General features: G+C 60.5%; 26 protein-coding genes and 1 pseudogene. 13 read left to right on the top strand and 14 right to left on the bottom strand.

Annotated elements, in window-relative coordinates; all coding sequences use genetic code 11:
- Positions 1-15: 15 nt before the first annotated feature.
- From BSU04_RS09945 to BSU04_RS09925, 5 genes are all read left to right on the top strand, one after another.
- Positions 16-1,044 carry a sulfonate ABC transporter substrate-binding protein gene (locus tag BSU04_RS09945; protein WP_089160460.1) on the top strand — a complete coding sequence of 343 codons (1,029 nt, stop codon included), beginning with the start codon at positions 16-18 and terminating at the stop codon, positions 1,042-1,044.
- A gap of 223 nt (positions 1,045-1,267) precedes the next feature.
- Positions 1,268-2,416, top strand: a complete 1,149-nt coding sequence (gene ssuD, locus BSU04_RS09940; RefSeq protein WP_089160459.1) for an FMNH2-dependent alkanesulfonate monooxygenase — start codon at positions 1,268-1,270, stop codon at positions 2,414-2,416.
- A gap of 39 nt (positions 2,417-2,455) precedes the next feature.
- On the top strand, positions 2,456-3,250 hold the full coding sequence (gene ssuC, locus BSU04_RS09935) for an aliphatic sulfonate ABC transporter permease SsuC (RefSeq protein ID WP_089160492.1): 795 nt from the start codon (positions 2,456-2,458) through the stop codon (positions 3,248-3,250).
- Entirely contained in the window at positions 3,247-4,086 is an 840-nt protein-coding gene (locus BSU04_RS09930) for an ATP-binding cassette domain-containing protein (protein WP_256982388.1), read from the top strand. The genes ssuC and BSU04_RS09930 overlap by 4 nt, the downstream gene beginning before the upstream one ends.
- A 72-nt stretch (positions 4,087-4,158) precedes the next feature.
- Positions 4,159-4,374 (top strand): TOBE domain-containing protein, encoded by a 216-nt coding sequence (locus tag BSU04_RS09925; protein WP_031357267.1) that lies wholly within the window; start codon positions 4,159-4,161, stop codon positions 4,372-4,374.
- Positions 4,375-4,393: 19 nt separating this feature from the next.
- Here the strand turns inward: BSU04_RS09925 and BSU04_RS09920 are convergent, their stop codons facing one another.
- From BSU04_RS09920 to BSU04_RS09890, 7 genes are all read right to left on the bottom strand, one after another.
- Positions 4,394-5,140, bottom strand: coding sequence for an ABC transporter ATP-binding protein (locus BSU04_RS09920; protein WP_089160458.1), 747 nt, complete (start codon positions 5,138-5,140; stop codon positions 4,394-4,396).
- Complete coding sequence (locus BSU04_RS09915; RefSeq protein ID WP_089160457.1) at positions 5,137-6,000, bottom strand: ABC transporter permease; 864 nt, start codon at positions 5,998-6,000, stop codon at positions 5,137-5,139. Before BSU04_RS09915 ends, BSU04_RS09920 begins: the two co-directional genes overlap by 4 nt.
- A complete protein-coding gene (locus tag BSU04_RS09910; protein WP_089160456.1) occupies positions 5,997-6,998 on the bottom strand; it encodes an aliphatic sulfonate ABC transporter substrate-binding protein in 1,002 nt (333 codons plus the stop codon). The genes BSU04_RS09915 and BSU04_RS09910 overlap by 4 nt, the downstream gene beginning before the upstream one ends.
- A 142-nt stretch (positions 6,999-7,140) precedes the next feature.
- Positions 7,141-7,944, bottom strand: coding sequence for a MetQ/NlpA family ABC transporter substrate-binding protein (locus BSU04_RS09905; RefSeq protein ID WP_089160455.1), 804 nt, complete (start codon positions 7,942-7,944; stop codon positions 7,141-7,143).
- Positions 7,945-8,108: 164 nt separating this feature from the next.
- Positions 8,109-8,963, bottom strand: a complete 855-nt coding sequence (locus tag BSU04_RS09900) for a CmcJ/NvfI family oxidoreductase (RefSeq protein WP_089160454.1) — start codon at positions 8,961-8,963, stop codon at positions 8,109-8,111.
- A gap of 105 nt (positions 8,964-9,068) precedes the next feature.
- Positions 9,069-9,884 (bottom strand): MetQ/NlpA family ABC transporter substrate-binding protein, encoded by an 816-nt coding sequence (locus tag BSU04_RS09895; RefSeq protein ID WP_089160453.1) that lies wholly within the window; start codon positions 9,882-9,884, stop codon positions 9,069-9,071.
- Positions 9,885-9,991: 107 nt separating this feature from the next.
- Positions 9,992-10,783 (bottom strand): SDR family NAD(P)-dependent oxidoreductase, encoded by a 792-nt coding sequence (locus BSU04_RS09890; RefSeq protein ID WP_089160452.1) that lies wholly within the window; start codon positions 10,781-10,783, stop codon positions 9,992-9,994.
- 283 nt (positions 10,784-11,066) lie between these two features.
- Here BSU04_RS09890 and BSU04_RS09880 point away from each other — a divergent pair.
- Positions 11,067-12,013 (top strand): annotated as a pseudogene (locus BSU04_RS09880) (TauD/TfdA dioxygenase family protein).
- A gap of 50 nt (positions 12,014-12,063) precedes the next feature.
- Here the strand turns inward: BSU04_RS09880 and BSU04_RS09875 are convergent.
- From BSU04_RS09875 to BSU04_RS09850, 6 genes are all read right to left on the bottom strand, one after another.
- The gene (locus tag BSU04_RS09875; protein WP_089160450.1) at positions 12,064-12,279 is read right to left on the bottom strand and encodes a hypothetical protein; all 216 of its coding nucleotides are present in this window, start codon (positions 12,277-12,279) and stop codon (positions 12,064-12,066) included.
- Between the two features lie 164 nt (positions 12,280-12,443).
- The gene (locus BSU04_RS09870; protein ID WP_089160449.1) at positions 12,444-13,232 is read right to left on the bottom strand and encodes an ABC transporter ATP-binding protein; all 789 of its coding nucleotides are present in this window, start codon (positions 13,230-13,232) and stop codon (positions 12,444-12,446) included.
- 39 nt (positions 13,233-13,271) lie between these two features.
- Entirely contained in the window at positions 13,272-14,087 is an 816-nt protein-coding gene (locus BSU04_RS09865; protein ID WP_089160448.1) for an ABC transporter permease, read from the bottom strand.
- A gap of 12 nt (positions 14,088-14,099) precedes the next feature.
- Positions 14,100-14,936 (bottom strand): ABC transporter permease, encoded by an 837-nt coding sequence (locus BSU04_RS09860; RefSeq protein WP_089160447.1) that lies wholly within the window; start codon positions 14,934-14,936, stop codon positions 14,100-14,102.
- 29 nt (positions 14,937-14,965) lie between these two features.
- Entirely contained in the window at positions 14,966-16,033 is a 1,068-nt protein-coding gene (locus tag BSU04_RS09855; protein WP_089160446.1) for an ABC transporter substrate-binding protein, read from the bottom strand.
- Between the two features lie 85 nt (positions 16,034-16,118).
- A complete protein-coding gene (locus BSU04_RS09850) occupies positions 16,119-17,051 on the bottom strand; it encodes a TauD/TfdA dioxygenase family protein (RefSeq protein ID WP_089160445.1) in 933 nt (310 codons plus the stop codon).
- A gap of 376 nt (positions 17,052-17,427) precedes the next feature.
- On the opposite strand from BSU04_RS09850, the gene BSU04_RS09845 reads away from it, so the two are divergent.
- Positions 17,428-17,643 (top strand): hypothetical protein, encoded by a 216-nt coding sequence (locus BSU04_RS09845; protein WP_089160444.1) that lies wholly within the window; start codon positions 17,428-17,430, stop codon positions 17,641-17,643.
- 243 nt (positions 17,644-17,886) lie between these two features.
- Here BSU04_RS09845 and BSU04_RS09840 read toward each other — a convergent pair whose 3' ends face one another.
- Entirely contained in the window at positions 17,887-18,555 is a 669-nt protein-coding gene (locus tag BSU04_RS09840; RefSeq protein ID WP_256982385.1) for an NADPH-dependent FMN reductase, read from the bottom strand.
- A 363-nt stretch (positions 18,556-18,918) separates the two neighbouring features.
- Here BSU04_RS09840 and BSU04_RS09835 point away from each other — a divergent pair, with 363 nt between their 5' ends.
- The 6 genes from BSU04_RS09835 to BSU04_RS09810 form a co-directional block, all read left to right on the top strand.
- Positions 18,919-19,953, top strand: a complete 1,035-nt coding sequence (locus BSU04_RS09835; RefSeq protein WP_089160442.1) for a methionine ABC transporter ATP-binding protein — start codon at positions 18,919-18,921, stop codon at positions 19,951-19,953.
- Positions 19,943-20,596, top strand: a complete 654-nt coding sequence (locus BSU04_RS09830) for a methionine ABC transporter permease (RefSeq protein ID WP_089160441.1) — start codon at positions 19,943-19,945, stop codon at positions 20,594-20,596. The genes BSU04_RS09835 and BSU04_RS09830 overlap by 11 nt, the downstream gene beginning before the upstream one ends.
- A 43-nt stretch (positions 20,597-20,639) precedes the next feature.
- Positions 20,640-21,434, top strand: coding sequence for a MetQ/NlpA family ABC transporter substrate-binding protein (locus tag BSU04_RS09825; RefSeq protein WP_089160440.1), 795 nt, complete (start codon positions 20,640-20,642; stop codon positions 21,432-21,434).
- A 227-nt stretch (positions 21,435-21,661) separates the two neighbouring features.
- Positions 21,662-22,684 carry an ABC transporter substrate-binding protein gene (locus BSU04_RS09820; RefSeq protein ID WP_089160439.1) on the top strand — a complete coding sequence of 341 codons (1,023 nt, stop codon included), beginning with the start codon at positions 21,662-21,664 and terminating at the stop codon, positions 22,682-22,684.
- A gap of 56 nt (positions 22,685-22,740) precedes the next feature.
- A complete protein-coding gene (locus BSU04_RS09815) occupies positions 22,741-23,730 on the top strand; it encodes a quinone oxidoreductase family protein (RefSeq protein WP_089160438.1) in 990 nt (329 codons plus the stop codon).
- A gap of 115 nt (positions 23,731-23,845) precedes the next feature.
- On the top strand, positions 23,846-24,248 hold a 403-nt coding region (locus tag BSU04_RS09810; RefSeq protein ID WP_144021178.1), incomplete at its 3' end, for an MFS transporter.

Genomic DNA, 24,248 nt, shown 5'->3' with positions numbered 1-24,248 from the left:
ATGAAGGAGCAAAACATGTCTGAGCATTACCGGATACAAGACGAAACGTTATCGCAACTGGCCGTTCCGTCACGCCGTCGTACATTGCTCAAGATAGCCGCTTTGAGCGCGGGAGCCACCAGCATCCTGACCGGCGCCGGAGCACTATTAGCCAGCCAGACAGCACGCGCCGAGGAGCCGGGAAAAACGTTCCGCATTGGTTATCAGAAGTACGGCAACTTCGTCGTTCTGAAGGCGCGCGGTACGCTCGACAAACGACTCGCGGCCCAGGGCGTCACCGTGCAATGGCTCGAATTCCCAGCCGGACCGCAACTTCTGGAAGGGCTCAACGCAGGTGCAGTCGATGCCGGTACGGTAGGTGAAACGCCACCGATCTTTGCTCAGGCCGCGGGCGTGGACTTTGTGTATGTGGGCAACGAACCGCCTGCACCGCAAGGCGAAGCGATTGTCGTACCGCACGATTCGGCAATCCGTAAGGTAGAAGATCTGCGCGGCAAGAAGGTCGCTTTGAACAAGGGCTCGAATGTCCACTACTTGCTAGTTGAAGCGCTGAAGAAGGCCGGGCTTTCATATGCGGATATCCAGCCGGTCTATCTTGCTCCCGCCGACGCGCGCGCGGCGTTCGTGCAGGGCAGCGTCGACGCATGGGTCATCTGGGACCCGTATCTCGCAGCCGTCGAACGTCAGGCGAATGCACGCGTGATTGCGGACGGCACCGGGCTGGTGCGCAACACGCAGTACTACCTTGCAACACGTAAGTTCGCGACCGCTCAACCGCAGCTTGTGCATGCGTTGCTGGAGGAACTGGACCACGTCGACCAATGGGGACGCGACAACGTGCCGGACGCCGCGAAGCTGCTGTCACCGCTGGTCGGGCTGGATCAGACGACGCTCGAGCGCGCGTTGAAACGGACCGGTTACGGTGTGCAGTCCATCACGCCGGAGACCCTTGCATACCAGCAGCAGATTGCCGATACCTTCACCGGCCTGAAGCTGATTCCGAAGAAACTGGCGGTGGCCGATGCGCGCTGGAGCGTTGCTTAAGCCGGACGTTGCGCTCCTGCGTCGCTAGAGACGCATAAGCAGAATTGGCGAGAACCTTAGCTTAAATAAATCGTTCATGCCTAAAGTGGGCATCGCTAAGATGAATCATCTGAACGGGGATGGGCGACTCGTTTCGCACGAACATGGGCCGTACCTTGTATGTACACGCTTCGCCGGTTCCCTACTCGACACTCGAACTTACACCGCAAGGCAGGAGCCCTCGATGAATGTTTTCTGGTTCATTCCGACCCACGGCGACAGCCGTTATCTCGGCACGACGCAAGGCGCGCGCGCCGCTGACTACGACTACTTCCGCCAGATCGCGGTAGCGGCCGACACGCTCGGCTACGAGGGCGTGCTGCTGCCGACGGGTCGTTCCTGCGAAGACGCATGGGTGGTGGCATCCAGCCTGATTCCCGCAACGAAACGCCTCAAGTTCCTCGTTGCGATCCGCCCGGGTCTGACGTCTCCGGCATTGTCCGCACGCATGGCATCGACCTTCGACCGTCTCTCCGGCGGCCGTCTGTTGATCAACGTCGTGACGGGCGGTGACCCGATTGAACTGGCCGGCGATGGTGTGTTCAATGATCACAACACCCGCTACGAAGTCACGGACGAATTCCTGCAGATCTGGCGCGGTCTGCTCGAGTCGTCGCATGAAGGCGGCACGATCGATTTCGAGGGCAAGCACCTGAGCTCGAAGGGCGGCAAGGTGCTTTATCCGCCCGTGCAAAAGGCGCATCCGCCGCTGTGGTTCGGCGGTTCGTCGCCGGCTGCGCACGAGATCGCGGCCGATCATATCGATACCTATCTGACCTGGGGTGAACCGCCCGCTGAAGTCGAAAAGAAGCTCGCCGACATCCGTCGCCGCGCAGCGGATAAAGGCCGCAAGATCAAGTTCGGCATTCGCCTGCATGTGATCGTGCGCGAAACGGAACAGGAAGCGTGGGCCGACGCGGACAGGCTCATCAGCAAGCTCGACGATGAAACCATCCAGCGGGCCCAGGCATCGTTTGCAAAGATGGATTCGGAAGGCCAGCGGCGCATGGCGGCATTGCACGGCGGGCAGCGTGACAAGCTCGAGGTCTATCCGCATTTGTGGGCGGGTGTCGGCCTCGTGCGCGGCGGTGCAGGCACGGCGCTGGTGGGCAACCCGGAGCAGGTCGCGGGTTTGATGAAAGAGTACGCGGCACTCGGTATCGACACCTTCATCCTGTCGGGCTATCCGCATCTGGAAGAGTCGTACCGGTTTGCCGAGCTCGTCTTCCCGCTGCTGCCGCGTGAACAGAAAGAGCGCTCGTCGGGTCCTTTGTCGGGACCGTTCGGTGAAATCGTCGGCACGTCGTATTTGCCTCGCGCTTCGCAAAGTTAATTGGCAAAGTTGATTGGCAACGTTGAACCCGGAGGTCCGATGAACGTGGTCCCGTTTTTTCGTCGCGCCGGCGTACAAGCCGCGCCTTGGCTTGTGCCTATCCTGATCCTGATTGCATGGGAACTGGCCGCGCGCACGGGCGGTTTGTCGTCGCGGGTATTGCCCGAACCCTTGGCCGTGGTCAAGGCCGCGTGGGAGCTGATCCAGTCCGGCGATATGTGGGCGAACGTGAAGGTGAGCGCATGGCGTGCGCTGACCGGCTTTGCGATCGGCGGCAGCATCGGCTTTGTGCTTGGGTTGGGGACGGGCCTTTTCAAGCCGGCTGAAATCGCGCTCGACTCGAGCGTGCAGATGATCCGCAACATCCCCGCGCTCGCCATGATTCCGCTGGTGATTTTGTGGTTCGGCATCGGAGAGGAAGCGAAGTTGTTCCTCGTTGCGCTGGGTGTGTTTTTCCCCATCTATACGAATACGTACCACGGCATTCGGTCCGTCGATGCAGACCTGATCGAGATGGCACGCAGCTACGGACTCTCGGGCTTTGCGCTGTATCGCGACGTGATCCTGCCGGGCGCATTGCCTTCCATTCTGGTGGGCGTGCGGTTCGCATTCGGGTTGATGTGGGTGATGCTGATTGTGGCTGAGACCATCTCGGCGCAATCGGGGATCGGCTATATGACGATGAACGCGCGCGAGTTTCTGCAGACCGATGTGGTGGTCGTCGGCATCCTGCTTTACGCGCTGCTCGGCAAGCTTGCCGACATGCTCGCGAAGTCGATCGAGCGCGCAACGCTGCGCTGGCATCCTGCGTATCAGAAGGGAGCAAAAACGTGACATCAAGCTACGCATCGTATGCATCGGGTAATGCCGTGCTGGAAGGCAACGAACCGGAAGTTGCTGCGCGCGAACGTGCGCCGGCAGCGGTTGCGCCCCGGACGCTCCCCGCGGACATGGCTGTCGCGCTGCAAGGCGTCGACAAACATTTTGGCGAGCGCAAGGTATTGTCGAACTTCGATTTCGCCATTGAACGCGGCAGTTTTGTATCGATAGTCGGCCGCAGCGGCTGCGGCAAGTCCACGTTGCTGCGCCTGATCGCGGGCCTTGAAAAAGCGACCGGCGGTGTCGTTCAGCGCAATGCGGCGGCGGGAACCAGTGTTCTGGAGACCCGCATCATGTTCCAGGATGCTCGCTTGCTGCCGTGGAAGAGCGTGCTGCAAAACGTCATGCTCGGCTTGCCGCGTTCGTCGCGCGAAGATGCCCGGGCGACGCTGGCTGAAGTGGGCCTGAGCGCGCGGGAGGGCGATTGGCCCGCGCAATTGTCAGGCGGTCAGCGGCAACGGGTAGCGCTTGCGCGCGCGTTGGTGCACCGGCCGGACCTGCTGTTGCTGGACGAACCGCTGGGTGCGCTCGATGCGTTGACGCGCATCGAAATGCACGCGCTGATTGAGCGTCTGTGGCGCGAGCATCGCTTCACCGCACTGCTTGTCACGCACGATGTGCAGGAAGCGGTGGCGCTGGGCGAGCGGATCGTGTTGATCGAAGCGGGGAAGATTTCCTTCGATGCCGCCATCTCCCTGCAGCGCCCGCGTTCACGCACGGCGGAAGGTTTCGCCGAGCTGGAAGAACAAGTGTTGTCGCGAGTTCTCAGGAACGGTGCGCAGCCAGGCTAGATTTGGTTATCGATTCACTCATTGCCGCTGTCTACCGGCCCCGGCACTATTCAATCAATACGGAGCATCACCATGGGCATCACGGCAATCAATGTACGCAACCAGTTCAAAGGCCATATCAAGGAGATCATTCGTGGTTCGGTGGTCTCGGAAGTCGATGTGGAGACCCCTTATGGCATTGTCACTTCGGTGATCACCACGCGCTCGATCGACGAACTGGAACTCAAGGTAGGGAGCGAAGTCATTGCGTTTGTGAAGTCGACGGAAGTCTCTATCGCACGGCTTTGACCCTGTCCTGAAGGGCGGCTCAGACCGTGACCGCCCCCAGACCTTCCAGCAATTCGCCGCGCAGGCTCGCAAGCAAGACATCGCGACGATCGCGCGGCCGCTCGACGCTTACGTCGATCTCACGCACAATCCGCCCAGCACCGCTTTTACCCGACGGTGTCATCAGCAGCACGCGGTCCGAGAGGTAAAGCGCTTCGTCCAGATCGTGCGTGACCAGGAGCGCTGCCGTCCCATGCGAGCGCACGAGCGATAACAACAGATCCTGCAACCGCATCCGCGTCATTGCGTCGACCGCACTGAAGGGCTCGTCAAGCAACAGCAAATCGGGCTCGGAGAACAGACCCCTCGCGATTGCCACCCGCTGCGCCATGCCGCCGGACAATTGCTTGGGAAGATAAGCGCGCGCACCGGCAAGACCCACTTCAGCCAGCAAACTGCCCACGCGAGGGTCGCGTCCACGACGCGGGCCTGCCGGAAACGCGACATTGTCCGCCACACTCAGCCAGGGCAATAAACGCGGCTCCTGAAAGATCACCCCGATCCTGCTCGATGGCCCTTGTTGTCGCTTTCCATCGATCAGAATCTCGCCGTTGAATTCACGGTCGAGGCCCGCAAGAATCCGCAATAGCGTGCTCTTTCCGCAACCGCTCGGACCCACGAGACTTACTATCTCCCCGCGCCGGATCGAGAGCGTGAGGCGTTCAAGTATGGTGCGCGAGTCGTGGTGTTTGTCAGAGACGCGCAAGTCGAGAAGCGGGGCGCTCATCGGCGGTCTCCGGTATTGGTGTCACGCCATGAAAGCACGCGGGTTTCGATCGCCTTGAGCACGCTGTCGCTTAGTTTCCCTAGCAACGCGAGTAACAGGATTGCCCCGAAGACAAGGTCAGGACGTCCTGTTTCGCGGCCATCGCTCAGCAGATAACCCAGACCACGCGTGGCTGCGATCAGCTCGGCGGCGACCATGAACATCCACGCAAGGCTCAGGCCGGTCCGCAGCCCCGTGAAGATGTGCGGCAGCGATGCCGGAAGCAGAATGCGCGTAAAGAGCGCCCGCTGCCCCAGGCGATTCACCTCGCCCAGTTCGATCAGCTTGCGGTCCACGCCACGAATGCCGGCGACCACGCTCAAGTGCACTGGAAAGAACGCGCCGATAGCAATCAGCGTAATCTTGGGCGCCTCGTCGATACCCATCCAGAGCAGGAGAACAGGAACCCATGCCAGCGATGGAATGGCTCTTAGCGCCTGAAAACTTGGATCGAGCAGCGCGTCGAGTCTTCGGCTCAGGCCCATCGCCGCGCCGAAAAGAATGGCGATGAACGCGCCAATAGCAAAGCCCGCGAACACGCGCAAACTACTGGCACCAATATGCCGCGCGAGGCGCTCGCCGCCGAGTTGCCAGAGCGTCTCGACTATGCTGCTTGGCGCCGGAACCAGATGTTCCGGAACGACATGGGTTCTGACCAGCATTTCCATGAGGCCGAGAAACGCGAAGGGCAGCAGGAGCCCGGCAATGCGCCATGGTTGCAGAGGTGAGCTCGCCGTTTTTTCCTTGGACGATAGTTGTCCAGACAGCGCGAGCGATTCATCGGAGGCCACCACATTCGCCCTTAGCGCGGGCCGGTTCATTTGCTGTTAGCCGATGCTATGACCGGCTGCGCGAACTTGACGTCGATCAGCGCGTCGATCACCTGATTCAGATCAGTGCCCGGTTTGACAAGCTGCTCCTGCGTGAGAATAGGTGCGGCTGCTTTCAACGCGTCGATCTGCTCGGCACCCGGCTGCGGATGGCTGAAGTCATTGCGGCTCAGTTGCAGCTTTGCCACCGGCAACGATAACTTCGACTCCTCGGAGATAATCTTCGCGGTTTCGTCGGGATGCGCAGCGATCCACACGCGTGCCTGTTCGTACACCTTTAGCACGTGTGCGAGAGTCTCAGGATGCTCCTTGATGAAGTCCTCTCGCGCATTGAGAAACCCGTAGGTATTGAACGCAACGTTACGATAAAGCAGCCGTGCGCCGTCATCAATTTGCGCAGCGGCCATGTGTGGATCGAGACCGGCCCATGCATCGACTTGACCGTTAGCGAGCGCGGTGCGCCCATCGGGATGTTGGAGGTTGACCAGTTCCACATCGTCACGGGTCAGGCCGACCGTGTGCAGCGCACGCAACGTAAAGAGGTAGGGATCCGTGCCTTTGGTCGCGGCAATTTTCTTGCCCTTCAGATCCGCCAAGGTCTTGAGCGGCGAATCCTTGGCGACGACCAGCGCGGTCCATTCGGCCCGCGAGTAGATATAGACTGCGCGGATGGGATTGCCGTTGGCACGCCCGAGCAGGGCGGCCAGGCCCGCGGTCGAGCCAATGTCGATCGCGCCGCTGTTCAAGTATTCGAGCGCGCGGTTGCTGCCGAGGCTCAACACCCACTTGACCTGCGTGTGATCAGGCGCAAGCTCTTTTTCCAGCCAGCCCTGGCGTTTGATGACCAGGCTTTCGGGCGAGTAGTACGCGTAGTCGAGCTTTACTTCGGCGGGTGGCGCGGCGTGCGTGACGGCCGGCACCCATGCTGTCGCCAACGTGGCGAGCGAGGTGATAAGACGAGAAAGTAGAGCGCCCCGGGCAAATTTCATCGATCGGTCCTATTGGTCTTTCGAACAATTTTTAGTGACCGGTCAATGTAATGAAAGCCGCCGCTGGGGCGAACCAATAAAAGCTCACAACCTAAGCACGTCGGAAGCTATGGTGGGTTCGCCCCGCGGCGAGAACGCCCGCTTAGAACGCAGGAATGATCGAGCCCTTGAACTGGGTATCGATGAAATTCTTCACGTCCGGCGACTCATACGCCGCGACCAGTTTCTTGACCCAGGGTGCGTTGCGATCCTGAGTGCGAACCGCGATCAGGTTGGCATAAGGACCCTTCAGGTCTTCAATGGCAATGGCGTCTTTCGTAGGCGACAGGCCCGCTTTCACGGCATAGTCCGTATTGATCGACGCGGCGGCGAGGTCGTCCAGCGAACGCGGCAACTGCGCCGAGTCGAGTTCGACCAGCTTGATGCCCTTCGGGTTCTCGACTACGTCGAGCGGCGTTGCGTTCACACCATCCTTACCCACGCCGGCCTTCAACTTGATGATGCCGTTTTTCTGCAACAGCAGCAGCGCGCGATTGCCATTCGACGGGTCGTTCTGGATACCGACTTTCGCCCCTTGCGGCAGGTCTTTCAATGACTTGAACTTCTTCGAGTAGAAGCCCATGGGTGCAACGTAGGTCAGGCCTACGTTGACGATCTTGTAGCCGCGCTGCTTGATTTGGCTGTCGAGGAACGGCTGATGCTGAAAGCCGTTCGCATCGAGGTCGCCGGCGTCGAGGGCGGCGTTGGGCTGGATGTAATCGTTGAATTCGATCACCTTGATCTTGAGGCCTTCGCGCGCCGCAACCTTGGACACTTCGGTCCAGATCTGCGCGTCGGGGCCGCTCATGGTGCCGATTTTCAGCGGTGCGTCTTCTGCATGCGCGACGCCGAAGACAGCGCCGAGTGCAGCGAAGGCGAGACTTGCAAGAACAGTTCTACGATGCATGTTGAAACTCTTTCTGGTTGGCAGGCGCGCATCGTCTCATGACTTGCGCGTCAGGCTAACCATTCTGTTTTCATGTGTTTATGCCAATTTGAAAGCTTAGCTAAGATCCGGTGCATGCGCGCAACAAGGTTGGCATGCACCGGTCGCCGGCTAGTCGTCGTTTGTCATTCCTTCCAGAAAACCAGCGCTCGCAATTCGATGCTTCTGCGCGGTGCGGCGCCTTCCGGCGTAGTCGGATCTTCAAACGCCGTGTGTGCCGTCAGACGGGCGGTACCGTCGTCGCGAGAGTCGTAGATCTTGAGCAGCAGCGCTTCGTCGGGCCGTAGTTTCGGGAAGTAATACCAGCGATGGGCCGGGTTATGCGTGAACGAAAAAGTCTCACCAACCTTGTCCTTGTACACGAGATCGCTTGGCACCAGGTCGCTTGCTGCGATCGAGCGTGCGTCGCAGAGTGCAAGGGGTAGCTGCTCCACTACGTCGAGCGGCCGCCATAGGTTAATGATCGCAAAGCGCTGCTTGAGGCGTTGAGCGGCTTCATTGGCGGGCAGATGGTCACGCACGCGACGCGGCCCGGAGACGAACGTCTGGTCGTTGTGCACGCGCCGTACCGGTTCGCGCAAGGACGAAGTTGCGCGCGAACCGCTCAAGCTGTCGCGCAGGGTGTGATCGAATACCACGACCTTCTCTGCCCCCGTCGCCTTGAGGAGGACCTGTGCGGATTCGTTGTAGTAGATCGAGGGGATGGCGGTGTCGTCGCTGAAGTCGCTCAAGGCGCTTGTGTGCGCGATGCGTTCGAAGCCGCTTTTATCCAGCGATAACTCTCCCGCTGCCGCGAGTGGACGCGCGTCGCGGATGGTCACGCGCCGAGGTTCGAGTGCGCCGGAAGTCCAGGGCACGCCGGGCGGCGGCTCAAACGTGTAGCTCACCGGCCGGCCTTCGCCCGCTCGCAGATAATTGAGTTCAGCTTCTACCGCGTGCAGCGCTTCTGCGCGCGGACGTTCTTCGAATACGGTGCTCATGGTCGTTCCTCGGCCTCGGGATCAAGACTTCAAAGCTATACCCGCATGACCCGAAGCTGAACGAATAAAAATCCATAAGGTTATGCGGATAACATCGCGATGACCCTACTTGGTGGCGAAGTATTCTGGAAGGCGAAAGCCATCGTAGAAGTGGTTGTTCCGGATGGCTTGCTGAAAAGCGGGCGACTGATAGGCCTCGACAATGTCCAGCGTACCGCGCGACGTCTTGTTCGCCGCTCTGACCACGACCTGGTTGATGTAGGGCGGTGTCATCTGCTCGAGGGCGAGCGCATCGGTCAGTTTGTAGCCACTGAAAATGGCGAAGTTGCCCTGGATGGCGGCGAAATCGACGTCATCGAGTGCGCGCGGCGCCTGCGCATTTTCAAGCGGAACGATCTTGATGCCGGCCGGATTCGCGATCACGTCACGCTCGGTCACATCCACCGGATTGCTGTTCGGGCGAAGCTTGATCCAGCCGATCCGCTGCAGGATCTTGAGTGCGCGCTCCAGGTTGACCGGATCGTTGGGCACGGCCACCGTCGCGCCGGCATGAACGTCCGTCAACGCATGATGCTTCTTCGAATAAAGACCCATTGGCGGCGTGGGTACTTGTACGACCGGCACAAGATCGGTCCCATTGCGATCGTTATATGATTTCAAATAGACCTCGTGCTGCATGACGTCTGCCTCAATTTCCCCACGATACACAGCCTGATTTGCCTCGAGCCCCGTGCTGAAATCCACGTACTTGATCGTGTAACCCTTCTGGCGCAATTGCGGTTCGACACCGGCTTTGAATTCATCGGCGTAAGGCCCCGGCACGAAGCCGATGCGCAGTTCGTTTGCACCGGCGGCGCGGGCGCTGAATGGAGCGAGCGCGGCGCACAGCGCCAACGCGAGGAGGAGGGGGCGTTTCGACATGAGGGGATAAATGGATGAAGTAAATGACTGCAGGCGCGCCAATCAGGAACGCATGACAGCGAAAGCAAGGCGAACCGCGCGCAAGGTTTCAGCGCGCGGTTCGCTGTTCAGAACGTTTCCTTGAATGGACGCAGATCAAGTTCCTGCGTCCATGCACTTCTATGCTGATGGTGAAGTTGCCAATAGCTTTGCGCGATGGCGCTTGCCTGCAGCAAGCCATCATCACCGGCCTGCTGCACACGCTGTGGTGCGGATTGCCGCAAACGCTCGCCGTCGATGCCGCCATCAATCACGATATGCGCCACGTGCACGCCTTCGGACCCGAACTCACGGGCCAGGGTCTGGCTCAACGAACGCAGCGCTGCCTTTGATGCAGCGAAAGCGGCGAAGGGTGGTTTGCCGCGCAGCGCAGCCGTAGCGCCTGTGAACAGCAGTGTGCCCCGTCCCGTTGAACTGGCGGTGTTCAGCCCGTTATTCAAGATCCGGCGCAACGCCGCCTGAGCAAACAGGAAACCCCCGAGCACGCCGGTGCGCCATGCCTGCTCGAAGTCCGCTGCACTCAGTTCAAGCGTGGGCGCACGGCTTGCACCGCCCGCGTTGAATACGGCCGCCGTTAGCGGACCGAGTTCACGCACGCGGTCGGCAAGCTCGGCGACGGTTGCTTCGTTCGAGATATCGCCGGTCAATGCGTGGGCGACGCCGCCCGCGGCGCGAATTTCCGCAGCGATGCTTTCCACACGTTCGGCCGTGCGTCCCGTGAGGGCGACAGTGAAGCCGCCCTCCGAAAAGCGCCGGGCGACTGCGGCGCCGAGTCCGGCGCTGGCGCCGACCCCGGCGATCCACGCGACCGGCGGTTGTTCATGCGGGAGACTGGAAGGTGACTGGATGGTTGAGTTCATGGCGGTGAAGTTAGACCGGCTCCTTACAATTGGGAAGGAAGAAAATGCGATAACCTTATTCGAAGCGGCGAGATTGATTCTAGTCCCGAGCCATCTTTTGCGTTCGGCGTGGTTTGTATATGCGGATCGATTGGTTGAGGCCGCTGCGGGGTGGTCGTACTGTGCATATCGAAACGTCGAAGTCCGTTTTTTCATGCCGCCGCGCATGCCTGATCTTCAATCATTCGTATAAGACCCGAATGCCCCCACCTCAAGCTGGCGATCCCCCTTCAGGAGACACGCAATGAACGCAGCCGTCGCAAGCACTACCGAGTCAGTCCAGGTCACGCCGTTGTCGGCGTTTATAGGAGCGCAAATTAGTGGCGTCGATCTATCGCAGCCACTCGACGCTCATCAGGTCGCGCAGATTCGGGCGGCGTTGTTGAAGTGGCGCGTGATCTTCTTTCGCGAGCAGTTCCTCACGCATGCACAGCACGTGGCGTTCTCCGCACAGTTCGGTGAACTCACGCTGGGCCATCCCGTGTTCGGGCACGTTGAAGGGCACCCCGAGATCTATTCCATTTCCAAGTATCGCAAGGCGACGCGCTTTGAAGGTCAGGCGTTGTTACGGCCGTGGACCGGCTGGCATACCGATGTAACAGCTGCGGTCAACCCGCCGTTTGCGTCAATCCTGCGTGGCGTGACCATCCCGCCTTATGGTGGCGACACGCAATGGACAAGCCTTGTTGCGGCGTATGAAAAGCTCTCGGCGCCACTGCGCGAGTTTGTCGATGGCTTGCGCGGTGTACATCGATTCACACCGCCCGCGGGGGCAAGCGGCACCAGCGCGTTTCAGCAAGCCGTGCAGCAGCGCGCGTTGGTCACTGAACATCCGCTTGTGCGCGTGCACCCCGAAACCGGCGAGCGTGCGCTATATGTCAGCCCGAGTTTCCTGAAGCACATAGTTGGCGTGTCGCCGCGTGAGAGCCAGGCGATCCTGAACTGCTATGGGAACACGTGACGCGTCCGGAGTTGACGGTACGTTTCAAATGGGAGCCGGGCAGCATAGCGTTCTGGGACAACCGCTCGACGGCGCACCTCGCGCCATCGGATATCTTCGATCTGGAGTTCGACCGGCAACTCTATCGGACAACGCTTGTGGGTGACGTGCCAGTCGGACCAGACGGGCGTGCTTCGATCGCGCTCGAAGGGTCGCCGGTCAACGCCGCGGCGGCTGTGGCATTGAACTGAAATCGATTACGGAATGCCGCCCTGCGTGAATGCGGGGGCGGAAAACAGCGTCAGGCGCGCGGCAGCCGCCGATTGTCGATCCACATGCGAGCCCAGCGCGCGGCATACGCAATGGCGAGATCGGATTCGAAGAAGTAGTCGAGCGCATCGAATACATAAGCGCGCTTTTGCAGCGACGCTTCGTCCTGAATCACGAGGTTGGCGGCGAACAATCCGCTGGGCAGCGCTTGTGCCGCGGGAGCGACGTCATAACCCTTGTAATGCATGCTTGTTTTACCTCCGGTACACAATGCAATGGAATGCATGTGTCCCAGATTAACCAGCCTCGAAGAACAAGTGAAACAAGCATTTGGCAGAAGCAAACCTATTGTCGTCAGGGATTGGAAAGAAGAAAACGTTGCGAAGCATTTGCTCGAGGGACGGGTTCCGATCAGGCGGCAGTTGCGTCCTGCGGCACGCTGAAGTCAGCCAGTATTTCATCGCGCAAGCGAACGAATGCGACGTCGCTGCGGCTGCGCGGCCGTGGCAGGTCGACTTTCACCACCTTGCCAATACGCCCCGGCCGCGCCTGCATCACCACCACGCGGTCCGCGAGGAACACGGCTTCGTCAACGTCGTGGGTCACGAGGATCATGGTGATCCGCTCGTGTTCCCAGATGCGTCGCAACTCGTTCTGAAGACGGCTGCGCGTGAGCGCGTCGAGCGCGCCGAACGGCTCGTCGAGCAGCAGGAGCTTCGGCCGGTTGACGAGCCCTCGCGCGATTGCCACGCGTTGCGCCATGCCGCCCGAAAGCTGATGCGAATGATGCCCTTCATAACCCTTCAGGCCGACCAGCGCGATATGCTCGGCGACCGCACGGTGCTTCTCTACCTTGCTACGCCCCGAATTTTTCAGCGCGACCGCAATGTTCTGCTCGACGTTGAGCCACGGAAACAGCCTGTGATCCTGAAACACGATCCCGCGCGCAAGATCAGTGGTTTGAACGCGCTCGCCGCTGAATTCGATGTCGCCGTCGAACTGGTCGTCGAGCCCTGCAATCAGGCGCAGCAGCGTGGATTTGCCGCAACCGCTCGCACCCACGATAGCCACGAACTCGCCGCTTTTCACCGACAGGTCGACGCGATCGAGCACAGGCACGGCGTGGTCGTCGCCGGCAAAACGCTTGGAGACGTGATGCAGGTTGAGATCACTTGTTCGGGTATGGGAGGCAGTCGCCATGATGATATGGACTCTTTATGAAAAATGGAAAATGCGCAATCAAACGGCCGGATCGCGGAACCAGCGTTGCTGGATGGCGCGGGCTAACGCATTCAACGCCCATCCGGTAATGCCGATCACGATCACGCCGAACACCACGAGATCCATGCGGAACTGTTCGCTGCCGTCGACCAGCGTGTTGCCGATGCCGCTGCCAGCGACCAATAGATACTCTGCGCCGAGCGTCGCAAGCCACGAATAGATGAGCGCGAGATAGATGCCGGTGAAGATGGACGGCAATGCAGCGGGAAGAACGACGTGTCTGACGGTTTGCAACTTGCTGTAGCGGAACACGCGGGCGACATCGAGCAGCGCAGGGGAAACCGCGCGGATGCCGTCGCTTGTGTGCGCGACCACGGGCACCAGCGCGGCGAGCGAAAGGAATACGACTTTCGCGACATCGCCGAGACCGAACCATACGGAAATCAGCGGTATCCAGGCAAACAGGGAGACCTGCTTGAACGCATTGAAGCTGGGTCCGATCAGCCGGTTGGCGAAGGGCGAGACACCGAGCAACGCACCCAGCACGAGCCCAAGGCTTGCGCCCAGCGTGAAGCCTGTCAGTTCGCGTGCAAGCGATGCCGAGAGCGCACGCCACAGCGCACCGCTTCGCGCCTGATCGATAGCCGTATGCAGCACCTGTGCAGGCGAGGTCATCATGCCGTGTCCGGCGACCACATGGCGCGAGACAAACCACCAGCAGAATAGGGCGACAGCCGGGATGACCCAGCCGCGCCAGCGTCCGGCTTTGCCCGGTTCGCCCGAAGGAGCGACAGCCGCGGATCCGGTTTCAAGTTCAAGAGACGACGTGGCCATTTCGATACTCCTTCAGGCCGGCCGCGCGGGCGACAACTTGTGTTCCAGAACGCTCAGCAGGCGATCCGCGGCATACCCGATCGCACCCACGATGAGCACCGACGCAAGCACCAGATCGAGTTGGAACAACTGCCGCCCGTACACGATCAGATAACCGAGCCCTTCCGACGATGCCACCAGTTCGACCACGACCAGCGTGAGCCACGCCTTCGTAAATGCAAGGCGGATACCGGTGCCGATTACCGGCACGGCCGAAGGCAGGATCACGTTGAAGATGGCCTGGTGGCGTGAATAGCGAAAGACGCGCGCAACATCGAGATACGCGGGCGGTGTCCGGCGAAATCCCTGCAGCGTGCTCAAGGTGACCGGAACGAGCGCGGCATGCCCGATCAGCAAATACTTCAACGGCTCGCCAATACCCACTACGATCATGAGAAACGGCAACCATCCCAGTACCGGCACCTGCACGACGGCATTGAAGCTGGGCAGGATGTAAGCCTCGGCTGTGCGCGACAGTCCCAGCCATGCGCCAAGCAGCAAGCCGAGCACGACGCCACCCGTGAAGCCAACCGCGATCCGCGACAGGCTCGCACCGATATGCATCCACAGTTCGCCGGTGCTGGCGAGACCGCCGAGGGTATCGAAGACGAGAGTGGGCGACGGCAGGATCTGCGGCGAGATCCAGCCGTAGTGCGAGCCGAGCACCCATAACACGGCGCAGGCCACGGGCACGAGCCAGGGCAACGCAATCCAGCCCAGCGATCGCGCCACGTTCGCGGCGTGACCGTGGGTGCCGTCAAGCGACGTCCGTTGGCCTGGATTCAAAGTGCGAGCGATGCTGTTCGCCATGACCGGATTCTCCAGAAAAGTTCAGACGTTCACGATGCCAGCGGCTTGCCGGACGGATCGAAACGCGGCCAGTAGTTCTCGAGCTTCAGCGTCTTCAATGCCTGATCGAGATACTTTGGTTCGAACCAGCCGTTCACGCTCACGGGCTGGCGGATCAGGTTAAGACGCAGCGCGTCGTCGGCAACGGCCTGATAGCGGGCCACGATAAACGGATCGATCAACGGCGAAGTACGGTCCTTGAGCGTCTGGTTCGCGTACTCCGATTGCCACGATTCCACCGGCACACCGCTCTTTGCCCACAGCGTGAAGAGCGCGCCGCGATTGGCTTCGTCCGACGACCATTGCGACGCTTGCACGACTGAGGTCACGACTTTTTGCACGATGTCGGGATGGTCATGCTCGAAGTCGTCGAGAACCAGCAGATGCGCCTGGCGCGTGTACTGCAGGCCGCCGTCACGCGACGCGTAGATGATCTTCGCGAGGCCCTGCCGCTGAAGCTTGAAAAGCTTGAAGTCGAGAAACACCGCATCCACGCCCTTAGATGCAAGCGCGGCTTGCGACGCGGCATCGTCGAGATTGATCACGCGCAGGTCGCGTTCGGAGAGACCGTTCGCTTTCAGCACGTTATCGACTACGAGCTGCAGGTTGGTGCCGCGAAAGATTGCGACGCGCTTGCCCTTGAGATCCTTGACGCTCTTGATGTCCGAGTCAGGCGGCACCGCCAGATAAACGCCGGTGCGCACGCCCGATTCGAGCAGCAATTTTGTCTTGAGGCCATTCGCGCGGCCAAGCACGGCGGGCAGGTCGCCCTGATAGGCGAAGTCGATCTGGCGATTCGCCAGCGCCTCGTTGACCGCGGGCCCGGCACCTTTGAAGAAAATCCATTCGACCTTGACGCCGTCGGGTTTGAGAGCGTCTTCCGTGAGGTGCTGCAACTGGGCGGTCGCGGCCGGCGAGCCGCCGAACACGGGCGGGTCGCCATAACCTTGCGTCGCCACGCCGATCCGGACAACAGCGGGCGCAGCGGCCAGGACGCTCGTGGCGGCAAGCACGCCCAGTGTGGCAATCAGGGAATGCAGAAGGGATCGTAAGGTCATTGAATTCGCTAAGAAGACACAAAGAAGAGGAGGCGAAAGAGGAGGCGAAAGGCAGCGCAGCTTGGGCGTGCTGCCGGGTGCAGGATCAGATCAGTGCAGGCGTGCCGCGCAACGCGCGGCTGCGGCGACCGTCGATACCCACGGGCACGTCACCATGCACCGTCGCGCGCCGGACCACGCGGCGTGAGCTCTCGTCGTAATCCGCTACCGCGTAGTGCTGCGTCGCCCGGTTGTCCCAGATCGCCACGTCGCCTTGTGTCCAGCGCCAGCGCACTGTGTTTTCGAGGCGCGTGACGTGGTCGTGGAAGAGCTCCTTCAGGCGATCGGAATCCCGCTGCGACAAGCCGACGAAGCGCTGCACGAAATGCCCCAGCACAAGGCTGCGTTCGCCCGTCTCCGGATGCACGTGCACGACCGGATGTTCGGTTTCATAGACCGTCGACGTGAACTGCTCGCGATGCGCCCGCTCGGCGTCGGTGGCAGGCGCACTGCTGTTCGCCGCGTAGTCGTAGGTATTCGTATGAATAGCCCACAGGGAGTCCGCCAGGGCGCGCAGCGGGTCCGGCAGGCGCCGGTAGGCCTCTGCAGTGTTGGCCCAGACCGTATCGCCGCCAGCGGGCGGAATCACCACGCCTCGCAGGATCGAGATCTTTGGATACGCTTCGACGAAGGTCACGTCGGTATGCCAGGAATTGGCCCGCGAGCCGTTCTTCGAGTCGAGTTCGAGCAGACGATTGCTGCCGGCAACCGGTGGCACGGTCGGATGCGCGACGGTTTCGCCGAAGCGGCTGGCGAACGCCTCTTGCGCGGCGTCGTCCAGATGCGACTGACCGCGAAAGAAGATCACCTTATGCCGCAGCAACGTGGCGTTGATGGCCGCAATGGTCGAGTCGTCCAGATCCGGCCCGAGGCGCACGCCCCGGATTTCGGCGCCAATCCGGCCGCCCACTGGATGGACGTCGAGGTCCAGCGCGGTTGAGGCTTCGGCGGCAGAGGCAGGCGTGGCGATCAGGGTCATCAGGTGCTCCTTGGGGAATCGTTGGATGTCGTCGGTTGTGGTTGTGGATCGTCGTGGATCGGGATGCTCGCGCCCTGGGGCAGGCAGAAGCGGGTGCCGGCAGAAAACGTAGCGGCAATAAATTGAAGCATCCGTGCGCGGGCGCGGCAACGAAGCGATTGGACTTTGCTTAACACACAGGATGTGGAGCCTTTATGAGGGTCGCTTGCTGAACCCCCTTGAAACGCTGGCTTAATAGAGACTTAATAGAGATTGATGGATTTCGTATTCATCGTCAGATATGCAAATGAATAAAAGATGGTTCCCGTACGCTTAAGTTTGACCTACCTTGTACTTAGCGGTAGCCCGTACCGGAACGCGTTCAAGGAGAACTGCGATGTCTGAACCGAGAGCCATTTTTAGAAACTGGGGCAGTGAGGTGCTGCGGCACTGGCGCGAGCGGCGTACGCTGGCCGCCGATCAATCGCGTGGGGCGGCACGGGAGCCGTACGATCTTGAGCGCATTGCGACGTGTGCGTGCAGCGGTTATTTCCACACGGGTTATGCGCTCGATCCGTTTGTTTTCACCCCGGAATTGCCGTTCAAGGACTAGATGCAGGAGCCGGCCGAAAACCGGCGTGGACTCCTGAGTAATGTCTCGGCCTAACTGATACTGCGCACGGGCGAACTGCGGGGGGCGTGTCAGGACGTCAACCATTCAGGGCAGCGTGTACGCTGCCCAAATACCGCTTCACTACCTTAAGCTTTAACTGCTCACTGTATTTCGTCACGAAAAACACCCCAAAAGTTGATTCGGTATCCGACTTTTGGGGTGCGGTTCAAGGCCGGCGTTTTTTCAATCGGCGATTGTGGCGATTGTGGAGATTGTCAGCGCAATCGCGGTTGACCCTTCATTAGGCTGATCCAAATCACCCAGCGCATCGCGTGCGTTGAAGGCCAGCGCGAACTGAGCCGCCTGCCGCCCCACTGTCGCCAACTGCTCAGTGACCTTCGGGTCCGAGCAGGAATCAATCGTCTCGAAGCGTGTTTCCAGCGAGTTGACCGCCGCGCCGTACGGCGTCGGCCAGCCGCGCAAGGCATGCACGATCGAGCGCAGGGAGGTGAGCACTGCACCTCCTCCTTGCCAGCCATACGCTGTCACCACGCAGCCCACCGCACGACCGTCGAGGTACGGACGCTTGTCGTCGCTGAGTTCTTCCAGCGTGTCCAGTGCGTTCTTCACCAGCCCCGAGACCCCGCCGTGATAGCCCGGCGTCGCAATGATCACCGCGTCCGCTTCCCGCACAGCCTCAATCAGTTCGAGCTGTTCTGCCGAGCGTTCGCCGTGTTCGGGCGCGTAGTGAGGCAGCGAGTGCAGGAACGTGCCGCCGAACAGTCGCGTGCGCGCGCCTTCCGCTTCGGCGCCGCGCAGGGCGAGGCGAAGTGCGCGTTCAGTCGATGAGGCCGCGCGGGTCGTGCCACCAATGCCGACCACGAGCGGCTGGCGAAATTCAAGGCTTTTCAACGAAATACTCCCAAGAGTGCAGTGAAGCCGCGCTTGGCGCACCGGTTCGTACGCGAGAACGCCGCAGCCTGTCGAAGCAGGATCACGCATGGATCATGCCGCCATCTTAGCTATCGATTTTGCGCGATGGAACCGAGCTTTGCTTGAATCGATATGAGCAATGCGTATTTCGCGGGCGGTCAACGCCCCTGAAGGCCACGCCGCGCAAGCTACATACGCATAAGTAATTAGCCTTGCGCAATAGATTATTAAAGCCGCGGCGCGGGTTACGTTAAACTTTCGCCTCTCACGAACCAGGGATGAACGGCGGCCGGCTGCCCGAGCGAACTTGCTCAATGGGAAGTCCGCCGCTTTTTTGTTTACATGATCGAAATACGCAATCTTTCGCAACGTTTCGCCGGCCCACGAGGCTGGATCGAAGCGTTGCACAACGTCAATCTGACGATTCCGCCAGGCGAAGTGTTCGGCATCATCGGACGCAGCGGCGCCGGTAAAAGTACGCTGGTGCGCACCATCAACTTGTTGACGAGACCGAGCGAAGGCAGCGTGATCGTGGACGGCCGCGATCTCACCACGTTGGCCGCCGCGCAATTGCGTACGGCGCGCCGTGACATCGGCATGATCTTCCAGCACTTCAATTTGCTGTCGTCGCGCACGGTGTTCGACAATGTGGCGCTGCCGCTCGAACTCGCCGGCATGAAGCGCGGCGAGATCGAGGCGACCGTGTTGCCGCTGCTGGAACTTGTCGGGCTCACCACGCAAAAGGATCGTTACCCCGCCCAGATCAGCGGTGGCCAGAAGCAGCGCGTGGGGATCGCCCGGGCGCTTGCCAGCAAGCCCAAAGTGCTGCTCTCCGACGAAGCCACGTCCGCGCTCGATCCTGAAACCACGCGCTCCATTCTTGATCTGCTACGCAAGATCAACAAGGAACTCGGCCTGACGGTCGTGCTGATCACGCACCAGATGGACGTGATCAAGCAGGTCTGCGATCGCGTCGCGGTGCTCGATGCCGGCCGCGTGGTAGAGGAAGGCAATGTGGTCGATGTCTTCATGCAACCGCATCACGAAGTCACGCGCGCGTTGATTGGCGACGTGATCGCGCACGAACTGCCGCCCGCGTTGAAGCTGCGCGTGGCCGAGCGCTTGAAAACCGGCAGCGGTCATTTGCTGCGGCTCGCGTTCACCGGCTCCGGCGTCGACCAGCCGATCCTCTCTGAAACCATCCGCCGCTTCGAACTCGATTTCAACATCCTGCACGGCCAGATCGATGAGATCCAGGGCCAGGCGTTCGGCTCGCTGGCGGTGCTCGCGGCCGGAAAACCGGCGAATGTGGCCGAGGCCATTGCTTATCTGCGTGAACAAGGTGTGGTGGTGGAGGAGATGTCCCATGTTGAGTGAAATGTTTGATATGTTCGTCCAGTCGTTCTGGGAAACGCTCGTGATGGTGGGCATTTCCGGGCTGGTCGGCGCGGCTTTGGGGCTGCCGCTCGGCGTGCTGCTGTATCTCACCGACCGCGACGGCGTGTTGCGCAATCTCGCGGTGAACCGGGTCATGGGCGGGGTCGTGAATGCGGTGCGCTCCACACCGTTTATCATTCTGCTCGTCGCGGTGATCCCGTTCACGCGGCTGGTGGTCGGCTCGTCGATCGGGACGATGGCCGCGGTCGTGCCGCTGACTATCGCGGCCGCGCCGTTCATCGCGCGGCTGGTCGAAACTGCCCTGCGCGAGGTCGATCGCGGCTTGATTGAGGCAGCGCAGGCAATGGGCGCAACAACGAGCCAGATCGTGTTCAAGGTGTTGTTGCCGGAGTCCTTGCCGGGTGTGGTTGCCGGTTTGACAATTACGTTCGTGTCACTGGTGGGATATTCGGCAATGGCAGGCGCAATCGGCGGCGGTGGTCTGGGCGACCTGGGCATTCGCTACGGGTATCAGCGGTTTTTGCCGGAAGTGATGCTGACGGTGGTGGTGATCCTGATCGTCTTCGTGCAGCTTGTGCAGTCGTTCGGCGACTGGCTCGTGCGCCGTCTCAGCCACAAATGACCAGCCATAAATAATTTTTCATACAGTGCTCAAAGGGTAGTCCATGCAACGTCGATTCATTCTCAAACTGGCCGCTGTCTTCAGCGCAACGGCAGTGCTCGCTAATGTCGCGCAAGCCGACGAAACCATCAAGGTAGGCGTGACCGGCGGTCCGCATGCGCAGGTCATGGAAGTCGTGAAGCAGGTGGCCGCGAAGAACGGCCTGAACATCAAGATTGTCGAGTTTGCCGATTACGTCCAGCCGAATGCGGCTCTGGCCTCGGGCGATCTCGACGCGAACAGCTATCAGCACGCGCCGTATCTCGACGCGCAGGTGAAGGACCGTGGCTACAAGCTGATCAAGGTTGCCGATACGGTCACGTTCCCCATGGGCATCTATTCGAAGAAGTTCAAGTCGCTGGCGCAGTTGCCGGCGGGCGCGCGCATTGCCGTGCCGAACGATCCGACCAACGGTGGCCGGGCGCTGTTGCTGCTGCAAAAGAACGGCTTGCTGAAATTGCGCGCCGATGCAGGCTTGAAAGCCACGCCGCTCGATATTATCGATAATCCGAGAAAGCTGAAGATCGTCGAACTCGACGCTGCGCAAATCCCGCGCTCGCTCGCGGATGTGGACGCCGCCGCGATCAACACGAACTTCGCGATGGAAGCCGGGTTGAAGCCGAAGCAGGACGCGATCGCGATTGAAGATCCGAACGGCCCGTACTCGAACGTCATTGCGATTCGTGCCGTGGACAAGGACAAGCCGTGGGTGGCGAAACTTGTGGCCGCGTATCACTCGCCCGAAGTGAAGCAGTTCATTGAAGCAAAGTACGCCGGTGCGGTGATCGCCGCCTGGTAACTCTCGATTCAAGCAAGACGCGGTAACAAAATCTGAATATAAACGCGCTCTCTCCCTCACGGGATTGAGCGCGTAGTCGTTTAAAAAGGACCAATTCGGCTCGCTGAGGGTAAACGCCGATATTTTTCCACCCCGGCAGAAAGCAGGCAGAAGGCTTTGTCTTCTTATACTTGCCGCACATTAGAACAAGATGCCGGTTTGCCACGGATAGAAGGAGACGTTTCTCGATGCAGTTTTCGCCCCGCTTTTTTACGCTCGCTTGCACGCTGGCCGCACTTTTGTGCGGCGCGACGCCTGCCCAGGCGGAAAAGCTGACGCTGATGGCGGGAGGCACCTCCAAGATCGTCTATCTGCCCTTGATCCTTGCCTCGCAACTCGGTTATTTCAAGGACGAAGGACTCGAATTCGAGATCCTGTCGCAGCCGGCCGGCGTCGATACCGCCACGGAACTGCTCGCCGGTGCGATCCAGGGCGCGGTCGGTTTTTACGATCACACCATTGACCTGCAGAGCCGCGGCAAGGACGTCGAAGCGCTCATGGTATTCAGCAAGAGTGCGGGGTTGGTCGAGCTGGTATCGAGGAAATCCGCGGCGGGTTTCAACACCATGGCGGACGCGAAAGGCAAGACGCTGGGTGTGACGGGGCTGGGCTCGTCGACGAACTTCCTGACTCATTATCTTGCGGCGCGTGCGGGGTTGTCACCGAAGGAATACTCCGTGTTGCCGGTGGGTTCCGACGACAGTTTTATCTCGGCGTTGAATCAGGGCGGTATCGACGCGGGCATGATCGAGGAGCCGGTTGCCAGCCGGCTGCTAGCCAGCGGCGATGCAAAAGTGCTGGTGGACATGCGTAGCGCCGCGGGCACTGCGGCTGCGCTGGGCGGCCCATATGCCGGCCCGTGTTTCTACGCTCAGCGAAGCTGGGTCAACACGCACCACGATGAAGCGCAGAAGCTCGTGCGCGCAATGGTGCGTTCGCTGGCGTTCATTGCGAGCCATAGCGCCGAAGAGATAGCGGCCAAGGTGCCGGCCGACTTTTATGGACCGGGACAGGGTAAGGCGCTTTATATCAGCGCCCTGAAGTCCTCCATGCCGATGTTCACAAAGGACGGGCGGATGCCGGACGGTACGCCCGCAGCGGTACTGAAGGTGCTCACACTGGCGAACTCGTCGATCGATCCGCGCCATATCGATCTATCGCGGACCTACACGAATGAGTTCGTGGATCGTGTACAGCTCGGCGCGAAGTAATGCCGAATCAATGACGTGGAACCGGCGACCTATTTCCCTCTATTCGAAGCGATGCAATGAAAGCGATACGCATAGAACAGTACGGCGGACCCGAAGTCCTGATTCGTCAGGATATCGAAGTTCCCAAGCCGGGGCCTGGTGAAGTGCTGGTCAAGGTCAGATGCGCCGGTATCAACTTCATGGACATCCACACGCGTCAGGGAAAATACAAGCTGTCTCGTACATACCCCGTGAGAATTCCCTGCACGCTTGGCATGGAAGGCTCCGGTGATGTGGTTAAAACCGGTGCGGGTGTCACGTCGTTCGAACTGGGCGAGCGGGTCGCGTGGTGTATTTCGTGGGGCGCTTACGCCGAATACGCAGTCGTACCGGCGGCCCGGCTGGCGCGAATTCCCGATTCGATTCCGTATGACCTTGGCGCTGCCGCGATCTTCCAGGGATCAACGGCTCATTATCTGATCGACGATGTCGGCCATGTGAGCGCCGGCACCACGTGCCTGATCCATGCGGCTTCCGGCGGTATCGGCCAGTTGCTGGTGCAGCTTGCCAAGCGTCGTGGTGCGACGGTGTTTGCCACCACCAGCAGCGAGCCGAAGGCGTACATCGCGCGCAAGCTCGGCGCGGATCACGTGATGCTGTATGACGAAGGCCGCTTTGCTGACCGCGTGCGGGAAGCGACTGGAGGCCGGGGCGTGGATGTGGTGTATGACGCGGTCGGCCGCACGACGCTGCGAGACAGTTTCCGCGCCACGCGCGTGCGTGGCCTGGTTGTCAACTATGGATCGGTGTCGGGTTCGTTGAACGACCTCGATCCCATTGAACTGGGCGAAAGCGGCTCGCTGTTCCTGACGCGTCCGCGGCTGGCCGATCATCTCGCCGACGCGGACACCGTGCAGCGCCGCGCCGACGACGTGTTCGCCGCGCTCTCCGATGGCTCGCTCAGCATAGCCATCAGCGCCCGCTATACGTTCGATAAGGTTGAAGAGGCGCATGCCGAGCTTGAGGCACGGCGCCAGGTGGGCAAGTCGGTATTGATGATTGGATAGGTACCATCAATGCGTCCGTCGCAGTCGCGCCGGTCGTTGTTAATTGCTGTCGAATGCAGTGATTGTTGTCGCCCTCGTGCGCCGGCACACCGCATCCTTTGAGAAGGTCAAGTTCATGTCCTCACACGCTATGTCTGCAAACGAGTCGAAATTCAAATCGGTTTTTCGGGTTGTCAGCGGCAATTTCCTCGAAATGTACGACTTCATGGTCTACGGCTATTACGCTTCGGCCATTGCCAAGACGTACTTTCCGAGCGGTAACGAATTCGCGTCGCTGATGCTTGCGTTGTCGGTATTCGGCGCCGGCTTCCTGATGCGGCCGATCGGTGCAATCGTGCTCGGCGCGTATATCGATCATCACGGGCGACGCAAGGGCCTGATCCTCACGCTGGCCATGATGGCCGTCGGCACCTTGCTGGTCGCGGTGATTCCGGGGTACGCGACCATCGGCATAGCAGCGCCGATCATTGTGTTGCTCGGGCGTCTGCTGCAAGGCTTCTCGGCCGGCGTGGAACTCG

The sequence above is a fragment of the Caballeronia sordidicola genome (genome assembly GCF_002220365.1).
Taxonomy (GTDB): Bacteria; Pseudomonadota; Gammaproteobacteria; order Burkholderiales; family Burkholderiaceae; genus Caballeronia; species Caballeronia sordidicola_C.
Note: the sequence above shows the minus strand (reverse complement) of the source record. Positions and strands in the feature narration are given on the sequence as shown.

Excerpts from the sequence above, each read along its gene's own strand:
- BSU04_RS09945 (WP_089160460.1), top strand. The coding sequence starts at position 16 with ATGTCTGAGCATTACCGGATACAAGACGAAACGTTATCGCAACTGGCC.
- ssuD (WP_089160459.1), top strand. The coding sequence starts at position 1,268 with ATGAATGTTTTCTGGTTCATTCCGACCCACGGCGACAGCCGTTATCTC.
- ssuC (WP_089160492.1), top strand. The coding sequence starts at position 2,456 with ATGAACGTGGTCCCGTTTTTTCGTCGCGCCGGCGTACAAGCCGCGCCT.
- BSU04_RS09925 (WP_031357267.1), top strand. The coding sequence starts at position 4,159 with ATGGGCATCACGGCAATCAATGTACGCAACCAGTTCAAAGGCCATATC.
- BSU04_RS09920 (WP_089160458.1), bottom strand. The coding sequence starts at position 5,140 with ATGAGCGCCCCGCTTCTCGACTTGCGCGTCTCTGACAAACACCACGAC.
- BSU04_RS09915 (WP_089160457.1), bottom strand. The coding sequence starts at position 6,000 with ATGAACCGGCCCGCGCTAAGGGCGAATGTGGTGGCCTCCGATGAATCG.
- BSU04_RS09910 (WP_089160456.1), bottom strand. The coding sequence starts at position 6,998 with ATGAAATTTGCCCGGGGCGCTCTACTTTCTCGTCTTATCACCTCGCTC.
- BSU04_RS09905 (WP_089160455.1), bottom strand. The coding sequence starts at position 7,944 with ATGCATCGTAGAACTGTTCTTGCAAGTCTCGCCTTCGCTGCACTCGGC.
- BSU04_RS09900 (WP_089160454.1), bottom strand. The coding sequence starts at position 8,963 with ATGAGCACCGTATTCGAAGAACGTCCGCGCGCAGAAGCGCTGCACGCG.
- BSU04_RS09895 (WP_089160453.1), bottom strand. The coding sequence starts at position 9,884 with ATGTCGAAACGCCCCCTCCTCCTCGCGTTGGCGCTGTGCGCCGCGCTC.
- BSU04_RS09890 (WP_089160452.1), bottom strand. The coding sequence starts at position 10,783 with ATGAACTCAACCATCCAGTCACCTTCCAGTCTCCCGCATGAACAACCG.
- BSU04_RS09875 (WP_089160450.1), bottom strand. The coding sequence starts at position 12,279 with ATGCATTACAAGGGTTATGACGTCGCTCCCGCGGCACAAGCGCTGCCC.
- BSU04_RS09870 (WP_089160449.1), bottom strand. The coding sequence starts at position 13,232 with ATGGCGACTGCCTCCCATACCCGAACAAGTGATCTCAACCTGCATCAC.
- BSU04_RS09865 (WP_089160448.1), bottom strand. The coding sequence starts at position 14,087 with ATGGCCACGTCGTCTCTTGAACTTGAAACCGGATCCGCGGCTGTCGCT.
- BSU04_RS09860 (WP_089160447.1), bottom strand. The coding sequence starts at position 14,936 with ATGGCGAACAGCATCGCTCGCACTTTGAATCCAGGCCAACGGACGTCG.
- BSU04_RS09855 (WP_089160446.1), bottom strand. The coding sequence starts at position 16,033 with ATGACCTTACGATCCCTTCTGCATTCCCTGATTGCCACACTGGGCGTG.
- BSU04_RS09850 (WP_089160445.1), bottom strand. The coding sequence starts at position 17,051 with ATGACCCTGATCGCCACGCCTGCCTCTGCCGCCGAAGCCTCAACCGCG.
- BSU04_RS09845 (WP_089160444.1), top strand. The coding sequence starts at position 17,428 with ATGTCTGAACCGAGAGCCATTTTTAGAAACTGGGGCAGTGAGGTGCTG.
- BSU04_RS09835 (WP_089160442.1), top strand. The coding sequence starts at position 18,919 with ATGATCGAAATACGCAATCTTTCGCAACGTTTCGCCGGCCCACGAGGC.
- BSU04_RS09830 (WP_089160441.1), top strand. The coding sequence starts at position 19,943 with ATGTTGAGTGAAATGTTTGATATGTTCGTCCAGTCGTTCTGGGAAACG.
- BSU04_RS09825 (WP_089160440.1), top strand. The coding sequence starts at position 20,640 with ATGCAACGTCGATTCATTCTCAAACTGGCCGCTGTCTTCAGCGCAACG.
- BSU04_RS09820 (WP_089160439.1), top strand. The coding sequence starts at position 21,662 with ATGCAGTTTTCGCCCCGCTTTTTTACGCTCGCTTGCACGCTGGCCGCA.
- BSU04_RS09815 (WP_089160438.1), top strand. The coding sequence starts at position 22,741 with ATGAAAGCGATACGCATAGAACAGTACGGCGGACCCGAAGTCCTGATT.